Origin of the sequence: Peristeroidobacter soli (assembly GCF_004138485.1) — a bacterium.
Classification (GTDB): domain Bacteria; phylum Pseudomonadota; class Gammaproteobacteria; order Steroidobacterales; family Steroidobacteraceae; genus Steroidobacter; species Steroidobacter soli.
Window position 1 is genome coordinate 671283 of record NZ_RYEV01000004.1, and the last position, 15939, is coordinate 687221.

Here is a 15939-nt window from a genome sequence, read left to right on the forward strand (position 1 = left end):
CTCGCTTGCTGATTTTCTCAACCGTGCGCATCGTGCGCACCGGCCGCCAGTTATTTACGGTTACGAGGCCGCCTGCCCGCGTTAAAAAACGCGAGCACGCCACGGCATTCGCTCCCGCGAGCGAAGTCGGGTCATCGATGGAAACAATGGAACAACGGAAGGCGCGATCGCCGGCGAACGCAGCGACGCGAACATCCGCCAGCCCCTTCCCACGAGAGCCCGACAGCCTGTGCGCGCCTCAACGACGCGCGATCCTCGGCAGGTCTTCGGGCTCATGGGCTTCGGCGAATGCCGACCTACTTGGCGCTGCTTCCCAGGCAAAAGCCCAGTGCTGTGTGCGCCGTTCGTTCCCAATTACCGCTGCGGGGCAGCCCCGGAATGCACGCGTTACAGCGTGGTCACCAGGTTCCCTTTTCAGCCTGCTCTACGTGGAGCAGGCACCGTGGACGGGGCGCAAGATATTGCGGTTTGCGAGGAGCGTCAACACCGGGTCATCGGCTTATTGCTGCCATAACTGTCCAGGCACGCCGTTAATCGTTGTTCTTCCGGCTGTTAACAGCCCTGTTAATGTCTTCAAACATTGTGTTGCCCTGACGGGCGGGCTGTCCGTTTTGGCGCTCGATCCACGTCGACCCAATAAGGGCGACGTTGGCGTCTCGCCGCGTCGGGGTACGACTGGAACTCGAGGGTGTAACCATGACGAACTTGTCGGCGCGAGTGGCTTTGGTTCTTGGCAGCGGCGGCCGATGAGGCGCTGGCACTGGCCATCGAGCTGTGGTCGCAGGATCTGACGGAGCGCCGTCGCTACCTCGAACGCCTGCTGGAAACATTCGGTCGTCACAGGCTCAGTTGTTCCACCAACCAGTCCCGAAACATCCGCCTCGCCCGGGATCGCGACGCTGCGCCGAGCAACCAATACGTCCCGCAGGGAGCGGCCTTGTCGAATGGCTTGATCAGCCTGCCCGCCTTCAAGTCATCAGCCGCCAGCAGATCGTCGCCCAACGCGATGCCATGCCCATTCACAGCAGCCTGCAGGACACATGACCTCGAAACACTTCCGGCAAGTCAAATCCCGGGCGAAATAACCGTCCCATAACCGCCCTGCGACTGACCGCATGACTGCGTCTGAGTACATTGGTTCACGGGGCTTTCCCCTGCGATGACCGTGAACTTCGATGCAATACTCATGGCCTCAGTGGCGCGCCAGTGTAGTGGCGATTATTCGATTCGATTTCAGTGAAGTGCTGCCGGACGTGAAGGACGGCGATATCGACTGGGAGTCGTGGCGCTCCTTCTTCGATGAAGGCCGCTCGCCGCAAGCCGCGGTCGATTGCGCTTTCTTGCGAGACCTGAGGAGATCCGGTTCCGCTTGACCTGGGTCTGTAGTTTCTCCCTGTCAGCGTATACAGACACTGCAGTTCATGGCTTTGACATCCGCCGCGGATGATAATCGCGCTTCGATCTCGAGAAGACGAAGCCGCACGAATGAAGCCGACCGACTCCACGCCGCTGCTCAGCTCCGCCTCGCGCCCGACGATCATGATCGTCGACGACGATGAAGCCATTCAGGAACTCGTCAACATCTACACGCTGGAGCAAGGATTTCAGACACGTTCCTGCGCAAGCGCCGAGGCCGCGCTCGAGGAAATGCGCCGATCGTTCTGTCCCATCGTAATTACCGATGTACAGATGCCCGGCATGGGCGGCCTGTCGCTGTGTCGAAGATTGCGGCACGGCAAATGGCCTGGCTACGTCTACATCATCGTCATGACCGGCCACGATCAGCAGGACGGCGTCATCGAGGCGCTCGACGCCGGCGCCGACGACTATCTGCACAAGGGCTCGCCGCCGGCTGAATTGCACGCACGCCTGCGAGTGGCGGAAAGGATCGTCACGCTCGAACAGCGCTTGCGACGCACGCTGGAAAGCAAGGCGCGGGAGGCTGCGTCCGATGCTCTGACCAGTCTCCCCAATCGCCGCACCTTCGATCGCCGGCTCAACGCCGAATTCAAACGCGCGCGCCGCTTCGCCGAGCCGATTTCAGTGCTGCTGATCGATGCGGATCACTTCAAACAAGTGAACGACCAATACGGGCACCAGGTCGGCGACGAAGTCCTGCGCGGTCTCGCGACCACGCTGCGAGAGAATCTACCCCGTGAGTACGATGTGATCGCGCGGATCGGTGGCGAGGAGTTCGCAACCATCCTTCCTCACACCAGCCGCGAAGACGCGGCGCTCGTCGCCGAGCGTTTGCGTGCCGCTGTCGATCGCTCCGCCATTCCAACGGCCGCGGGACTGCTCAACATCACCGTCAGCGTTGGCGTCGGCAGCCTGCTGAATCGCGTCAGCACGGAGCCTCAAACGACGCTGGACGTGCTCGACGAAGCCGATCGCGCTTTGTATGAGAGCAAGCGGCTCGGACGCAATCGTGTTACGTCGATTCCGGGCGCGGAGCCGCGCACGCTGCTCGAGCTGTCGAACTAGAAACGATAGCCGAGCCCGACGAAGAGCTCGTCCTGCAACGTCTTGGTGCCCCCGCCTTCGGTCAGGTCGAGCTCGAACCAGCGCATGCCCGCGAATGCTTTCATTTGCTTGGAGATCGGCAACTCCAGCTGCGCGCTGAAGTCGGTGACGTTGTCCGCGGACCCAAACGTCAGGATATCCGGTGCATAGTAAGCGTAGCCCGTGACGGCGAGATCGAGGTCCTTGTCGAGGACGAAGCGCAACTCCGCGCCCAGGCTCACCGCCATGATGTCGTTGTTCTCCTCGTTCAACAGCGCCGCGTAGACCTGCGGACCGATCAGCACGCTGAGCCGCCCGAAGTCGAAATCCACTGGAAACACCAGCCCCGCGCTCAACACGATGTCCCGATCCTCGCTCAGGAAGAATGCGCCGGAGAATCGACTGTTGTTGACGCCGACTTTGTTGCCGTTACCGATATACTTCAGCTGCAGCGTGTCATTGCTGAGCTGCACGTCGATCTCACGAGCGTTGGTGGAAGGGATATCGCCTGGCTTCTCGCTGGTCTGCGCCGCCGCCGTGCCGGCCACGCCCATCAGCAGGACGATCGCCAGATTGTTGTTGCGCATCTTCTTCCCCATCTCATGACCTGCTGAATGCATAGCCAATGAGTATGAAATAGAAAGGTTCCCAATCTGCCCCCTGGCGCAGTTGCATCCGGAAGTTATAAGTACAGAGGACGCTCCATGTCATACCGCAAACGTAAGTTGATTGCCGATCGGCTGAAGCACTTTCACCGCGCCGGATCGCCCCTTGGGCGGGGCCATCTCAAACGCTACTCGCAAAGCATCGGCGCCGAGGCCACCGGCTCCCAGGCCATCGGCGCCCTCGCCGTCGGCCCGATGCTGGTGGGCGCATTGGCCATAGGTGCTTTGGCCATCGGCGCCCTGGCGATCGGACGGCTCACGATCGGCCGCGCTCGACTTCGTCGCGTCGTGATCGATGAGCTCGTCGTGCGGAAGCTGCGGATCACCGAGCAGATGCAGTTGCCGGAGCGAGGAACGAAGTCATCAGCCGCAGCACCTCATCGCGCCGCTCCCGATGAGGCACGTGACCGCAGTCCGGCAAAAGAATCATTGCCGACGGACCGCTGACCCGGCCCGCAATCCGCCGGGGAAATTCCTCCGAGCCGTACTCGTCCCGGTCGCCGTGAATGGCCAGGACCGGGCAGGCAACGCGAGGGAACCAGGGATCGAGGCTCCAGTTCGCGAACTCGGGAGCCAGCCAGACTTTGATCCAGGCATCGAGAACCCATTGGGTCCGGTCGCCATGCCACTTCGCCAGCTTCTGCCGCTGGGCCGGGTCTTCGAACGACGCTTGCGCGGTCCGAATCCCCTCCAAGGTACGCGCCTCGACGAAACATTGAGCGGACTCGGTGATGACGGCTTCACACTGCGTCCTCACAGACGCCGCCATTCTGATCGCCATCGCCCCGCCCACACTGTGACCGAACAACGCGAATCGCTCCAATCCCAGAGCATCGCGCACGGCGGGAAAGAATCGCTCGGCTTCTTCGTCGATGAACTGGCAAGACGGTGGATCCGTTCGCTGCGTCGATTGGCCGAAACCGAGCCGATCATAGGCAATCACCGGCCGGTTCGATGCCTCGGCCAGCAGCGCCGGAAAATCCCGCCACAACTCGACCGATCCCAGCGAGTCGTGCAGCAGGACCAACGGCACGCCAGCGGCACGCGGGCCGCGCCACTGACGAACGAAAATGTTGCCGCCCGGTACGGGCACGAACGAATCGGTGGTCGCGAGGGTCATTGCCTGGCCTTGCACAGAATCCGCCGGGCTTTATAGGCGAAGTCCGCGGCCTCGTCCAAAAAAAAAGCCGCCTGCATCCCTTCAGGGACGCAGACGGCGAATATCAGAACGAAAAGCTTTAACGGTTGGCGAGCGTCGGCGACGCCGGCGTCCGGGGCGAGCGGCCTTCGACTTCAGCCGCCAGGCCGTGCAACCACACCTCGAGATTGGTGTAACCGCTCGCGGTCACCGTGTTCGGATCCGCCGGCAACGTCAGCGCGCGATGATTCTCCGCCAGCGTCGGATACCCGCCGCCATTGCGCTCACAACGTGCCGTGCCATTCGGCGCGACGCAATTGATGATTCGATTGGTGGAGTTACGCACGCCTTCGATGATGCGGCTATCGACGGCATCGCGATCCGCCGGTCGAGCACCCGCGAACTTCAACACGTAGTTCTTCACCACGTTGTTCGACGTCGGCATCGTGGTCAAACCGGCCGGCCAGGCCACCGGCGACGTGGATTTGAAGTTCGCGAGCGTGAGCGATCCATAGATGGTGCCGGCGGCCGACCAGTCGTCGTTCGCGGTCGATTCCGCCGCCAGATTGTCGGCAAGGAATACTTTCGCGCCAGAGCGTAACGTGCTCGCGTCGGCACGCAAACCGATCGGCGGCTGGCTGCCCGCGGTATCCGGACCGCGCAGATACACGTTACCCACGACGGAATTCTGAGTCACCGCGCCGTGACTCTGCAGATCGGTGGCCGTGTTGCCCCAATTGTAGATCACGTTGTTGACGATGGCGGTCCGAGTGGACGCAGTCATCGGCAGACGCGACTGCATGCTCGCCAACAGATTGCCCGCAAGCGTCACATTGCCATTCACCGGCCCGAGCAGCACGCCGAAGCCATGATTGCCTTCCGGATGAATGGACTGATGCAGCGGCTCGGCGAAGATGTTGTTGATCAGGCTGATGTTGTTCCAGTTCTGCCAGGCGCTCGCCACCTCGTCGATCGACCAGGTGAAGGTGCAATGATCGATCACGATGTTACTGATGGTCGTACCGGCCGGCCCTTCGATCTTCAGGCCATCGCGATTGATGGCCGGCTCACCGCCGGCATCGTCGCCGGGACGCACGCGAATGTGCTGAATGAGCACATTGGACGTCGTGATCTGCACACCCGCGCCTCGCAGCGTGATGCCGGGCGACGGCGCGGTCTGACCCGCAATCGTGATGTTTGGATTGCGCAGATGGAGGTCGCCCGTCAACGGAATCGTGCCGGACACTTCGAACACGCACACGCGCGGGCCACTCTGGTCCACGCACGCCTTGAGCGAGCCCGCGCCGTCGGCGTTGAGGTTGGTGACCCGAACCACGGTGCCCCCGCGACCGGCCGGCGTGTTGATACCGGAGGTCTTCGCACCAGGGATCACAGAGACAGCGCCTGCGTTGAACGAAGCAACACCAGAAGCGATGGTGGCTGCGGCAAGCAGCCAGAAGCGCACAGCGCGGGCCGCGGCAGGATGACGGTTCGAAACGTTCTGCGACTGTTCGGTCATCAAGTGGGGTCCTCGTCCTGTGTCTGGGCTGTCCCCGAGCCAGGGACTTTCATGGCAGCTACGTTACAAGTCCCCCTGATCCGATCCCATCGGAGAAGCCCTGAACGAGGGTGCAGATGGCCTGTCGATATGTAGTTCCTTCACCTGCCTGTAAGACTGCGTAGGTGAATGTGGACAGTCGCCGGAGACCGGCTACAATCGCCGCGCGCCGATATCACCAACATCTAACAATGGAAGCGGCGATTACCGATGGCTTCAGGACTGGCGGCTCTACTCGATGACGTTGCGGCAATCGCCAAGCTGGCGGCCGCGTCCCTGGATGACGTGACGGCGGCGGCGGGCAAGGCCGGGTCGAAAGCGATCGGAGTCGTCGTCGACGACGCGGCGGTCACGCCGGGCTACGCCATGGGCTTCACGCCCGAACGCGAGCTGCCCATCGTCTGGAAAATCGCGCTCGGCTCGCTGCGAAACAAATTCCTGTTCCTGCTGCCGGGTGCACTGTTGTTGAGCGCGTTCGCACCGTGGGCGGTGACGCCGATTCTGATGCTGGGCGGCGCCTACCTGTGTTTCGAGGCGGCCGAGAAAATCATCGAGGCGCTCACTCATGCCACCGACGGTGAGGAAGACCAACCTCAGGTCGAGCAGCTCGCGCAAAGCTCGGCGGAGATCGAAGCGCAGAAGGTGGCAGGGGCGATTCGCACCGACCTGATCCTGTCGGGTGAAATCATGGCGATCGCGCTCGCCACCGTCGCCGACCGTCCGTTCGCCATCCAGGCCGGCGCCCTCGTCCTCGTGAGCCTCGCGCTGACGGCGGGCGTGTATGGCGTCGTGGGCTTGATCGTGAAGATGGACGACGTCGGCGTGCATCTGGCCAAGCGCGGGTCGGCACTCACCCGCAGTTTCGGACGCGGGCTCGTGAAAGCAATGCCCCATGTGATGCAAACCCTCAGCGTCGTCGGCACGGCCGCGATGCTGTGGGTGGGCGGCGGCATCATCGTGCACGGCCTCGAACATTTCCACATCGACACCGTGCCTCATGTCATCGAGACGCTGTCGGAGAAGGCACATCAGGCACCCGTGCTGGGCGCGGTCGCTGCGTGGCTGACGTTTGCAGCGGGCTCCGCCGTCGTCGGGTTCATCATTGGCGGCGTCATCGTCGCGGTTCTGCACCTGATCCCGGGCCGCAAGCACTGAATCCGTCGGCTCATCCACGGATTCTTCTGGCCGTTGCACGCTCAGGGCAGCTCGCGCAGTGTGCCTTGCCAGTCCTTCTGAACCTCGCCCCGAGAGACAAAGATCACGTCGGGCATCCCTCTGCTCGATTTGACCGGCTTGTAGCACAATTCGCCGCGAGTGCGTCAATCCCGTCCAAGACTCGTAGCGCCCGCCGCGCCAGCATCGACGTTTGCGATCAATGGAGTAGGATCGAGCCCATGAGCAAGCCCATCAATATCCTGCTGCAAACGACGATAGAACCCACCGAGAACGATTGGCACATCGGCCGGTTCTCGATGTTGCGCGACTATCTGGCGTCGCTCACGTCACCCGAAGGCGAGCCGCTGTTCAATGTCACGGCGAGAGATCGCGATCCCGTGGGCGCGCCGGACTCCGTGCTCTGCGCGCTGGATCGCTCCGACTTCGATGAACTGTGGCTGTTCGCGGTCGATGTTGGCAACGGGCTCGACCCAGAAGATCAGGCAGCCATCCTGCGATTCCGAGCTCGGGGTGGCGGACTCATGATCACCCGCGATCATATGGATTTGGGCTGCTCGATCTGCGATCTCGGCGCGATCGGCGCCGCGCACGTTTTCCACACCCATAACGCAGGGCCAACGATTCCGCCGCCGGATGACACGGAGACTCCGCAGATTCAATGGCCGAACTTTCACTCGGGTGCGAATGGTGGGACTCAGCGGGTGGAGGCGATGATGCCGGTGCATCCGGTGATGCGTGACGCGGCATCGGAAACCGGGACGGTAATGTTTCTTCCAGCCCACCCTCATGAAGGCGCGGTGATCGCGCCGGCGTCGGCACCGCAGGCCCGGGTGATCGCTACGGGGCAGAGCCGGGCCACTGGCAAGCGATTCAATATCGCGGTGGCTTTTGAACGGACCGAGACGGATGGGCCGGCGATCGCGGAATCGACGTTTCATCATTTCGCGGATTACAACTGGGACCCGAGGCGCGGGAGCCCGGATTTTGTGAGCGAGACGCCGGTGTATGAGTTGCCGGATTCGCCAGCGATGACGTCGGTACATCGGTATGTGCGGAATGTGGCGCTGTGGTTGGGTGGGCGGCTTGCCTGAGGCCGCCCGCGCCTCTCACTCCCCAAACGGCGAATTCATCAGCAAATCGACTGCCGACGGTCTCTTGTACCCCGCCACGAACCGCTCCCCGAAATCCCGCGAAAAATTGTCGTAGGTCGTCTCCGCCCGCGTCTCAACAATCCGGCACACCGCCCTCGTAAAGCACTGCTTCATCCCCAACCGAGGATAAGCATCGACGACCGCGGCAATCAGCGAGGGCGCGAGCATCTCATATCCAAAGCCGCCCCAATCCAACCCGATGCCCGCCGTGCACAACGCCACCTCTGATTCCTTATAAAGAGCAATCGAGGGCGTCGAATTGAGCGCCACGCCGTCCCAAATCAATTGCGCCTGCCGCTCCTGCATTCCCAGCGTCCGTGCAAACTCACGCGCCGCATTGGCGCCCTCCACTTCGAATCGCAGCGGGCCGCTGAATTCCGCCACTAATCCAATGTCGTGCAACAACGTGGTAACGGCAAGAACCTCTGCATCGTGGGGCGCATTCCTCAGCTGAGCGACGGCCGCGGAGAACAGCCACGATCGCATCGAGTGATTGAAGAGATACGGCTCACAGTGCTCACGCGCAAACTCGATGGCGCGACTGACGATAGGTGTATCGGGCACGACCACGCCCGCGAGCAAACGAGTCGCCACCCTCGGATATAAGGTGCGATCCAGTATGTCCATCTCGATCTCCCGGCTGTGCCGATGGAATGATCCTGCTCGCTCATCGGCAGTAATGCTTGAAGAAGCGTGCCCCGCTTGGAACAGAGCGGACACCGCCATTGCATTCAACTGAAGAGCAGATTCATCAAGCGACGCGTCATCCCTTCATTGAACACTCCCCCAAGCGCACGCACCCGCGCGTGCAGGAAGTCACCATGGATCTCGACCAGGAAATTGCTTACGTACCGAACTGCCTCACTCGATGGTACGCCGCGAATACCTCGATTCGTCACTTGTGGGCCGTCGAGGAGCGCGACTCGCTCATGGTCGTGTTCATCACCCTCGAACCCACCTCCGACGGCGACGACGCCCTGCCCGTCTGGTTCGCGAAAGGACACGAGTGGGCCAGCGAGTTGGCCGATCTCACCCGTCGCGAAGTGCAATTGAGGCTGCTCGGCCCGAGCGACATGGAACGGCCGCCCGGCGCAGCCGCCACCGCGACCATTGCCGAGCTGAGCTGGCGCGATCCCTGGATCCGCGCATGATCTGTTCCCCAACCGAGGACTCTGCCATGTCTGTTGCAAAGAAAATCGTCCCCGTCATCGCCCTCGCCTGCTCGCTCGCCTCCAGTGCCTTCGCGGGCGAAGATGCGATCGTCACCGATCTCATGACCCGGCCCATGCCCGACGCTCCTGGCAAGGAATTGTTGATGATCAACGTCGTGTACCCGCCCGGAGCCGTCGATCCCGTGCATCGGCACGATGCGCATGCGATGGTCTACGTGGTGGAAGGCTCCATCATCATGGGCGTCAAAGGCGGCAAGGAAGTCACCTTGAATCCTGGCGACACGTTCTACGAAGGGCCGAACGATCTGCACACGGTCGGCCGCAATGCCAGCAACACCAAGCCGGCCCGGTTCGTCGTGTTTCTGGTGAAGAGACAGAACGCGCCCGTGCTCACGATTGCCACTGAGTAGTCGTCATCGCCGGCGACCACAGCGGTCGCCGGCGAATCTTTCTCACACCAACGTAAATCCGCCGTCGATGTTGAGCACCTGACCGGCCGCGAACGCGCGGGCGGCGGCGACGCCGAGGCCGCCGCCGCCCGTCACAACGACGACCAGATCCTTCACGTTCGTCATTGCACTTCTTCCGGCGCGCTGAGGCGGGCGCGACGCCAGGCGCGTGGGCTCTCGCCCACGATCCTGCGAAACAACCGCGTCAGGTGGGATTGATCGGCGAGACCGCAATCCAGCGCGATCTCGCTGAGCGAAGCTTCGGTCGAGAGCATGAGTCCTTGCGCACGCTCGACTCGCCGCCGGATCACATACTCGTGAGGCGGCTCGCCGAAGCTGTTACGAAAGGCGCGACCGAAGTGCGAGGCGTTCAGGCGCACCAGGCCGGCGAGATCTTCGTTCTTGATCGAACGATCCAGATTCGCCTCCACGTAGCTCGCCACCTTGCGTACCTGCCACGGCGACAGACCGCCGCGCGCAGGCTCTTTCGCTGCGGTCTCCGTGCCGCCGATCTCCTGCAGGAGTTCTGCGGCCCGTCGCAGGCTGTCTTCGGCGCAGACGCGCTCGTCGTCGAGCGCGCTCCGCAGAGCCGTGCACAGCTCCGTCATGACCGAACGAAACTGCCGCACGCAGACGCCCTGCTTGCCCACGACGTCCTGGGGCGGCATATGGGTTGCAAATGTGAGCTGGGGTGTAAACGTGTCCATGATCGCGCTCCGTTTCAGCCGCGCAGGAACGCGAGCAGATCCGCGTTCACCTGATCCTGATGCGTGGCCGTGACGCCGTGAGGGGCGCCCGGGTAGTAGATTTCCTGGGCATTCTTGATCAGCTTTGCGGACTTTCTCGCCGAATCGTGCACCGGCACGATCTGATCATCCTCGCCGTGCAAGACCAGCGCCGGCACGTCGATCTTCTTCAAGTCCTCGCTGAAGTCGGTCTCTGAGAACGCCTTGATACAGTCGTAAGCGTTCTTCAGGCCCGCCTGCATGCTCCACAGCCAGAATTGATCGAGCGTACCCTGAGACACCCTGGCGCCCGGGCGATTGGCGCCGTAGAACTGCAAAGCGAGGTCCTTGTAGAACTGCGAGCGATCGTTGAACACGGCCTTGCGCAGGCCATCGAACACTTCCAGCGGCAGACCTTCGGGATTCGCAGGCGTCTTCAGCATGATCGGCGGCACCGCCGCGATCAGCACGACCTTGGACACTCGCTTCGTGCCATGGCGACCGATGTAGCGCACCACCTCGCCACCGCCGGTCGAGTGACCGACCATGGTGATGTTCTTCAGATCGAGCGTTTCGATGACGGCCGCCAGGTCATCGGCGTAACCGTTCATATCGTTGTTCGACGACGCCTGCTCCGAGCGGCCGTGACCGCGACGGTCATGAGCGATGACGCGGAATCCCTGCTGTACGAGGAACTGCATCTGACCATCCCACGCGTCGGCGTTCAGCGGCCAGCCGTGTGAGAAGGTGACGACAGGGCCGCGGCCCCAGTCCTTGTAATAGATCTGCGTGCCGTCTTTGCTGGTAATGAGGTTCACTTTTCGGGCTCCTGTGCTCGGGGCGGTAGGGTGTTGAGTCGAGGCCACGGCGGCGGCGGACAATCCGGCGGTCGCGGTGGCCATGACGCTGGCAATGAGGACTTCACGTCGACTTGCGGTCATCGGGCTTCTCCGTGGGTGTGTTCGATCTCGGAGTCGAACTGTCCCACCGCGGCGGCGCAGGCACGAGTTCAGTTGTGTTAAACGCCGCTAAGCGGCGCGGCGCCGGTCGCGTCCAAGTCTCCGCAGACCCCATCAAGAAGCCTCCGCGTCCGTTGCGGACCATGTCGTTCGATCACTGCCCACCCTCGCAACGAAGAAGACGGGTCGTCAGCTCGTCGAGGGTGGGCATTTCCTTTGCACGGCAACGACAGGAGCAACATATGAAAATCGTCGTCATCGGCGGCACCGGCCTGATTGGTTCCAAGCTGGTGAGCACGCTGCGCGCCAAGGGCCACGAAGTGCTCGCGGCTTCGCCCGATTCGGGCGTCAACACGATCACGGGTGAAGGCTTGCCCGCCGCGCTGGCCGGGGCGCAAGTGGTCGTCGACGTGGCGAACTCACCGTCCTTCGAAGACGCCGCCGTGCTGAAGTTTTTCGAGACGGCTGGAAAGAACCTGCTCGCGGCGGAAGAGCGCGCCGGTGTGAAGCATCATCTCGCATTGTCGATCGTCGGCACCGACCGGTTGCCGGACAGTGGCTACCTGCGCGCCAAGGTCGCCCAGGAAAAGCTGATCAAGAGCTCGCCGGTGCCCTACACCATCCTGCGCTCCACGCAATTCTTCGAGTTCATCGGTCGCATCGCGCAGGAAAGCTCGGACGGCAAGAGCGTGCGCGTGTCGGACGCGATGTTTCAGCCCATCGTCTCCGATGACGTCGTTGCGACGCTGGCCGAGCTCGCCCTCGGCGCGCCGGTCAACGGCATCGTCGAAGTCGGCGGGCCGGAGCGATTCCGTATCGGCGAGCTGGTCCAGCGCGTGCTGACCGCCAGGGGCGATGCGCGCCAGGTGATCAGGGATGCCCACACGCCCTACTTCGGCGCCGAGCTCGACGATCAATCGCTGGTCCCGGGACCGGGCGCGCGCAGCGGAGCGAAGCGCTTCGATACCTGGCTGAAGGAATCGCACGCGGCCAAGTGAGCCCATCCAGAAGACAACGGGAGCTCGCGTCTGCAAGCTCCCTCGCATGGCTCGATCCGGCCGTAGTCGATCAGGGCGTCAGCGATCTCGCCGTGACGAACTGAGGTGCGATATCGACCGGGACCTGCCCCAGCTGATCGAGCACGCGTTGCACTTCGGGCCGGATCACGGACATCTTGTCCAGCAGCCGTTTGACGCCTGCGTAGTCGCCGTGCGCCTGCAGAGTCATGATCTGGCCGGTCAGCGACGTGACGGCCTTCTTGGTTTTGGGCACGTCGAGCGAGAACCGGCCTTGCGCGTCGATGCGAATGGCCCCCGCGTCGAGCAGGTTGTTCACCTGGAGCGCCATGCCCTTGGCATGCGCGGCGTTCAAGCCAAAGCGCAGCGTACGGAAGGTCGAAGCCAGGAACGTGACATACATGTTTCGTTCCCGCTTCTTGTCGAGGAAGCCCTTGTCCATCAGATGCTGAAGCGCCCACAGACCGGAGACATCGGCCTTCGCCTCTTCCAGCGGACCATTCAGTTCCTTCAGTTCCTGGCGAACCGTCGTCTGCCGGCCGCCGACGTCGATGGTTTGCGGTCCGAGGCCGTGCATCAGCTCGTGCATCAGAATGTGAGTGAAGAACGCATCGAACGACAGCAGCGATCGATCCTGCGGCACCAGTGCGATATCCGCGATCGGCGTCAGGACCTTGTCGAACTTGGCCTGCTGGAAGTTCTTCAGCAACACGCGCTTGGAGCCCTTCTCCGCGACCACGCGCTCATCATTCGGCAGGTTGTACGCGGCGGTCTGCACACCATGATTGGCGTCGCCCGCCGAGAACACGACGTTGACGACCCGGATCGGTGAGTAGCCGCCAAGCTTAGGCTTGCGGAATTTCTTGTCGATGGGCAGATGGTCTTCGAGGTCCTGCAGCTGCGAGCTGAAGCGCTTGAGCTTGTCCGTCTCCGCGGCGTCGGTCAGCGTGATGAAGGCTTCGAACGCGGCCTTGAAATTGAACCACTCGTCTTCGTAGACCTCGTAAGGTCCGATGGTCGGCTCGATGGAAGCATCCAGCTCCATCCAGGCCACGTCGCTCGCGTAGTAGTCGTTGGAAACGAAAGCCTCGGCACGTTTCTGCAGAAATGCCTGTAACGTCGGCTGTTGAGTGAGCGCCGCTGCCTCTCGCAGCAGACGCGCCATTTCCATCAGCTCGCCCTGATACTCGAGCGAGTACGGCACGGAGAGAAATTTGCCGTCCGCGCCCCGCCGGATGGTGGTGAAGAATCCGGTGGCCTCGGTCTTGTCCGCCTGCGGCAGACCTTGCATCCAGCTGTCGACCTGTTCGCGGGTCGCATCGGCCGGATAGAAATTGCCACCGGGCGGCTTGGCGGCCACACCCGGCAGGAATGCGCGATCCTCATCCAGCTCCGACCAGGGTCCTTTATTGAGCAGGAAATAATCGACCCGCGCGCGGCCGAGCGCGCTTCGATCCGACAGCAACTGCAACAGCAACGCGTTGTTACCCGCGAAACGCTGCCGCATGAACAAGGCATCGACATAACGGGACGCCTCGACCAGCTTGGCCAGCGCCGCCCTTTCCTGCGCCGGCAGGCTCGCCACGTCGACTTTCACCTCGACCGGCGCGAACCGCGCGGCCATCGATGCCAGCTGCTCCGGATTGGGAAGCGCTTCAGCCATCGACGCTACAGACCACAAATTGCATACAGCAAGTGCCGCACTGGCGAGCAGGATTTTACGCATGGGGCGCACTCTGCCCGCCGGCGATCACCGGCGCAAGGTCCGTGAATGCCACCGTCACGTCCCGTGCAATCCAACGCGATGCCATGCCATCGCGCCGTCACGCAGTTACATCGTCCCGTGCTGTCACGTTGTCATTCGCCTCTCAACTTGGGTAATAGCCCGGCTGATCGATGTCCGCGAGCAAGCCCGGACCGGTCGGCGTCCAGCCAAGCAGCGTCCGAGTGCGCTCGCTCGAGGCGCACATGTCCGCGCCTGCGAAGTTGGCGAATCCGCCGAAGTGCTCTCGCGGTCGCGATTCGACCGGCAGCCCCAGTCGCCGCCCGATCACCTCGGCGATCTGTTTGAACGGGATGCCCTCGTCCGCAACCGCATGGTATGCAGACTCGGTCACGCCCTGCTCCAGCGCCAGCCGATAGACGCGCGCGGCGTCGAGCCGATACACGCCGGCCCAGCGATTCGATCCTTCATCGATATAAGCGGACACGCCGTGGGCCCGCGCGATGCCGATCAGCATTGGAATGAACCCGTGATCGCCGAGGCCATGCACGGAGGGCGCGAGCCGGACTGATGCGACTCGCACGCCGCGCTCCGCCACCGCTCTCGCGGCCGCCTCGGACTTTCTAGGAAACGCCGGATCGGGCACATCCGCTTCAGTTGCAAGCCGCCCCTGAGCGAGATGGGCCAGCCCGGAAGTCACGAGCAACGGACGCTTCGATCCCTCGAGCACGCTACCAAGCACCTCGATCGTACGCCGGTCCTGCTCCGCGTTCTCGGCAAACCTGGAGAAATCATGATTGAACGCAGTATGGACCACGGCGTCCGCGGCCGACGCAGCTTTGCGCAAGACGTCGTGATCGTCGAGGGAGCCACGAACCGCCTGTGCACCGAGCGCGGTGAGCTCGGCCCCTTTGTCATCGGAACGAACCAGCCCCGCCACGCGATGGCCCGCGCTCAACAGATCGCGAACCACGGCGGAGCCGACCCAGCCGCTCGCACCTGTGATGAATACATACATTGCTGAATCTCCTATCGGATCCGCATCGACAGCTCGACGTCATCGCTGAACGGCACGGACAGGTAACCATTGGCGCGCGAGCGCACGCGTTCGAGATAGTCCGGCGAGAAGTTGGCGTTGTCGGCGACGATGAGCGCGCCGGGGCGCAGTCGACCTTCCACCAGACTCAGAATATCGGGATAAAGTGCCTTGGCGCCATCCAGCAACAGCAAATCGACAGTATCGGGCAAGTCGGCACGTAACGTCTGCAGAGCATCGCCCTCGCGGATCTCGACCAGATCGAGCACGCCGCCGGCTTGCAGGTTCTGGCGGGCTCGCGCCACTTTGGATGACTCGAACTCGGTGGTGATGAGGCGGCCGCCGCCGTTGTCACGAAGCGCCGCAGCCAGATGCAGCGTCGAGATTCCAAACGACGTTCCAAACTCGATGATGTTCCGTGCCTGCGAGCTGCGAGCCAGCATGTAGAGCAACGCACCGGTCTCTTTGGAGACCGGCAGCGGGAAGTCTTTCAGGCGGGAATAGAGATCCAGATATTCAGTCTTGCTGCGCATGAGCCGGTTACGTTCCTCCGGCGCCATGGCAGTGAACGCAGGATGCGTGTGCGGCCGGGCGGCGTCGGCTTCGAGGAACAAACGATCGAGCAGCGGCGCAATGGGCGCCTGAGTCAGAGCAGTCATGGTGATTTCC

General features: G+C 62.6%; 17 protein-coding genes and 1 riboswitch. Of the genes, 6 read left to right on the top strand and 11 right to left on the bottom strand.

Translation table 11 applies throughout. The features are described 5' to 3' along the window. Positions 1-240: 240 nt before the first annotated feature. Positions 241-460: riboswitch (cobalamin riboswitch) on the bottom strand. A 377-nt stretch (positions 461-837) separates the two neighbouring features. Continuing rightward, on the bottom strand, positions 838-1023 hold the full coding sequence (locus EKO19_RS39900; protein ID WP_217705445.1) for a type 2 periplasmic-binding domain-containing protein: 186 nt from the start codon (positions 1021-1023) through the stop codon (positions 838-840). 462 nt (positions 1024-1485) lie between these two features. On the opposite strand from EKO19_RS39900, the gene EKO19_RS18670 reads away from it, so the two are divergent. Continuing rightward, positions 1486-2484, top strand: a complete 999-nt coding sequence (locus EKO19_RS18670) for a diguanylate cyclase (protein WP_175597106.1) — start codon at positions 1486-1488, stop codon at positions 2482-2484. On the opposite strand, the gene EKO19_RS18675 is transcribed toward EKO19_RS18670, so the two are convergent. The 3 genes from EKO19_RS18675 to EKO19_RS18690 all read right to left on the bottom strand — a co-directional run bounded on the left by EKO19_RS18675 (position 2481) and on the right by EKO19_RS18690 (position 5824). Next, positions 2481-3089 (bottom strand): YfaZ family outer membrane protein, encoded by a 609-nt coding sequence (locus EKO19_RS18675; protein WP_157995327.1) that lies wholly within the window; start codon positions 3087-3089, stop codon positions 2481-2483. The two genes, EKO19_RS18670 and EKO19_RS18675, sit on opposite strands and share 4 nt — an antisense overlap. A 400-nt stretch (positions 3090-3489) precedes the next feature. Continuing rightward, positions 3490-4287 carry an alpha/beta fold hydrolase gene (locus tag EKO19_RS18685; RefSeq protein ID WP_129777963.1) on the bottom strand — a complete coding sequence of 266 codons (798 nt, stop codon included), beginning with the start codon at positions 4285-4287 and terminating at the stop codon, positions 3490-3492. Between the two features lie 118 nt (positions 4288-4405). Further along, on the bottom strand, positions 4406-5824 hold the full coding sequence (locus tag EKO19_RS18690; RefSeq protein WP_129777964.1) for a pectate lyase family protein: 1419 nt from the start codon (positions 5822-5824) through the stop codon (positions 4406-4408). A 249-nt stretch (positions 5825-6073) separates the two neighbouring features. On the opposite strand from EKO19_RS18690, the gene EKO19_RS18695 reads away from it, so the two are divergent. Both EKO19_RS18695 and EKO19_RS18700 read left to right on the top strand, forming a co-directional pair. Beyond that, a complete protein-coding gene (locus tag EKO19_RS18695) occupies positions 6074-7018 on the top strand; it encodes a DUF808 domain-containing protein (RefSeq protein WP_129777965.1) in 945 nt (314 codons plus the stop codon). A gap of 239 nt (positions 7019-7257) precedes the next feature. Beyond that, positions 7258-8130, top strand: coding sequence for a hypothetical protein (locus tag EKO19_RS18700; protein ID WP_129777966.1), 873 nt, complete (start codon positions 7258-7260; stop codon positions 8128-8130). A 15-nt stretch (positions 8131-8145) separates the two neighbouring features. Here the strand turns inward: EKO19_RS18700 and EKO19_RS18705 are convergent, their stop codons facing one another. Further along, complete coding sequence (locus EKO19_RS18705) at positions 8146-8817, bottom strand: HD domain-containing protein (protein ID WP_129777967.1); 672 nt, start codon at positions 8815-8817, stop codon at positions 8146-8148. A gap of 98 nt (positions 8818-8915) precedes the next feature. Here EKO19_RS18705 and EKO19_RS18710 point away from each other — a divergent pair, with 98 nt between their 5' ends. Further along, positions 8916-9341 carry a hypothetical protein gene (locus EKO19_RS18710; RefSeq protein ID WP_129777968.1) on the top strand — a complete coding sequence of 142 codons (426 nt, stop codon included), beginning with the start codon at positions 8916-8918 and terminating at the stop codon, positions 9339-9341. A gap of 26 nt (positions 9342-9367) precedes the next feature. Further along, positions 9368-9772: a cupin domain-containing protein gene (locus EKO19_RS18715; protein WP_129777969.1), complete on the top strand. Its 405-nt coding sequence runs from the start codon at positions 9368-9370 to the stop codon at positions 9770-9772. A 42-nt stretch (positions 9773-9814) separates the two neighbouring features. Here the strand turns inward: EKO19_RS18715 and EKO19_RS39535 are convergent, their stop codons facing one another. From EKO19_RS39535 to EKO19_RS18725, 3 genes are read right to left on the bottom strand one after another with little or no spacing between them, the layout of a single operon-like run. Beyond that, complete coding sequence (locus EKO19_RS39535; RefSeq protein ID WP_281281073.1) at positions 9815-9937, bottom strand: hypothetical protein; 123 nt, start codon at positions 9935-9937, stop codon at positions 9815-9817. Continuing rightward, complete coding sequence (locus EKO19_RS18720) at positions 9934-10518, bottom strand: helix-turn-helix domain-containing protein (RefSeq protein WP_129777970.1); 585 nt, start codon at positions 10516-10518, stop codon at positions 9934-9936. Before EKO19_RS18720 ends, EKO19_RS39535 begins: the two co-directional genes overlap by 4 nt. Positions 10519-10532: 14 nt before the next feature. Further along, a complete protein-coding gene (locus tag EKO19_RS18725; protein ID WP_129777971.1) occupies positions 10533-11477 on the bottom strand; it encodes an alpha/beta fold hydrolase in 945 nt (314 codons plus the stop codon). Between the two features lie 260 nt (positions 11478-11737). Here EKO19_RS18725 and EKO19_RS18730 point away from each other — a divergent pair, with 260 nt between their 5' ends. Beyond that, the gene (locus EKO19_RS18730; RefSeq protein ID WP_129777972.1) at positions 11738-12493 is read left to right on the top strand and encodes an SDR family oxidoreductase; all 756 of its coding nucleotides are present in this window, start codon (positions 11738-11740) and stop codon (positions 12491-12493) included. Positions 12494-12563: 70 nt separating this feature from the next. On the opposite strand, the gene EKO19_RS18735 is transcribed toward EKO19_RS18730, so the two are convergent. The 3 genes from EKO19_RS18735 to EKO19_RS18745 all read right to left on the bottom strand — a co-directional run bounded on the left by EKO19_RS18735 (position 12564) and on the right by EKO19_RS18745 (position 15929). Next, on the bottom strand, positions 12564-14237 hold the full coding sequence (locus EKO19_RS18735) for a dipeptidyl-peptidase 3 family protein (protein WP_129777973.1): 1674 nt from the start codon (positions 14235-14237) through the stop codon (positions 12564-12566). Positions 14238-14379: 142 nt separating this feature from the next. Further along, positions 14380-15252 (bottom strand): SDR family oxidoreductase, encoded by an 873-nt coding sequence (locus EKO19_RS18740; RefSeq protein WP_129777974.1) that lies wholly within the window; start codon positions 15250-15252, stop codon positions 14380-14382. Positions 15253-15263: 11 nt separating this feature from the next. Beyond that, positions 15264-15929, bottom strand: a complete 666-nt coding sequence (locus tag EKO19_RS18745) for an O-methyltransferase (RefSeq protein WP_129777975.1) — start codon at positions 15927-15929, stop codon at positions 15264-15266. Between the last annotated feature and the right edge of the window lie 10 nt (positions 15930-15939).

Excerpts from the sequence above, each read along its gene's own strand:
- EKO19_RS18670 (WP_175597106.1), top strand. The coding sequence starts at position 1,486 with ATGAAGCCGACCGACTCCACGCCGCTGCTCAGCTCCGCCTCGCGCCCG.
- EKO19_RS18675 (WP_157995327.1), bottom strand. The coding sequence starts at position 3,089 with ATGCGCAACAACAATCTGGCGATCGTCCTGCTGATGGGCGTGGCCGGC.
- EKO19_RS18685 (WP_129777963.1), bottom strand. The coding sequence starts at position 4,287 with ATGACCCTCGCGACCACCGATTCGTTCGTGCCCGTACCGGGCGGCAAC.
- EKO19_RS18690 (WP_129777964.1), bottom strand. The coding sequence starts at position 5,824 with ATGACCGAACAGTCGCAGAACGTTTCGAACCGTCATCCTGCCGCGGCC.
- EKO19_RS18695 (WP_129777965.1), top strand. The coding sequence starts at position 6,074 with ATGGCTTCAGGACTGGCGGCTCTACTCGATGACGTTGCGGCAATCGCC.
- EKO19_RS18700 (WP_129777966.1), top strand. The coding sequence starts at position 7,258 with ATGAGCAAGCCCATCAATATCCTGCTGCAAACGACGATAGAACCCACC.
- EKO19_RS18705 (WP_129777967.1), bottom strand. The coding sequence starts at position 8,817 with ATGGACATACTGGATCGCACCTTATATCCGAGGGTGGCGACTCGTTTG.
- EKO19_RS18715 (WP_129777969.1), top strand. The coding sequence starts at position 9,368 with ATGTCTGTTGCAAAGAAAATCGTCCCCGTCATCGCCCTCGCCTGCTCG.
- EKO19_RS39535 (WP_281281073.1), bottom strand. The coding sequence starts at position 9,937 with ATGACGAACGTGAAGGATCTGGTCGTCGTTGTGACGGGCGGCGGCGGC.
- EKO19_RS18720 (WP_129777970.1), bottom strand. The coding sequence starts at position 10,518 with ATGGACACGTTTACACCCCAGCTCACATTTGCAACCCATATGCCGCCC.
- EKO19_RS18725 (WP_129777971.1), bottom strand. The coding sequence starts at position 11,477 with ATGACCGCAAGTCGACGTGAAGTCCTCATTGCCAGCGTCATGGCCACC.
- EKO19_RS18730 (WP_129777972.1), top strand. The coding sequence starts at position 11,738 with ATGAAAATCGTCGTCATCGGCGGCACCGGCCTGATTGGTTCCAAGCTG.
- EKO19_RS18735 (WP_129777973.1), bottom strand. The coding sequence starts at position 14,237 with ATGCGTAAAATCCTGCTCGCCAGTGCGGCACTTGCTGTATGCAATTTG.
- EKO19_RS18740 (WP_129777974.1), bottom strand. The coding sequence starts at position 15,252 with ATGTATGTATTCATCACAGGTGCGAGCGGCTGGGTCGGCTCCGCCGTG.
- EKO19_RS18745 (WP_129777975.1), bottom strand. The coding sequence starts at position 15,929 with ATGACTGCTCTGACTCAGGCGCCCATTGCGCCGCTGCTCGATCGTTTG.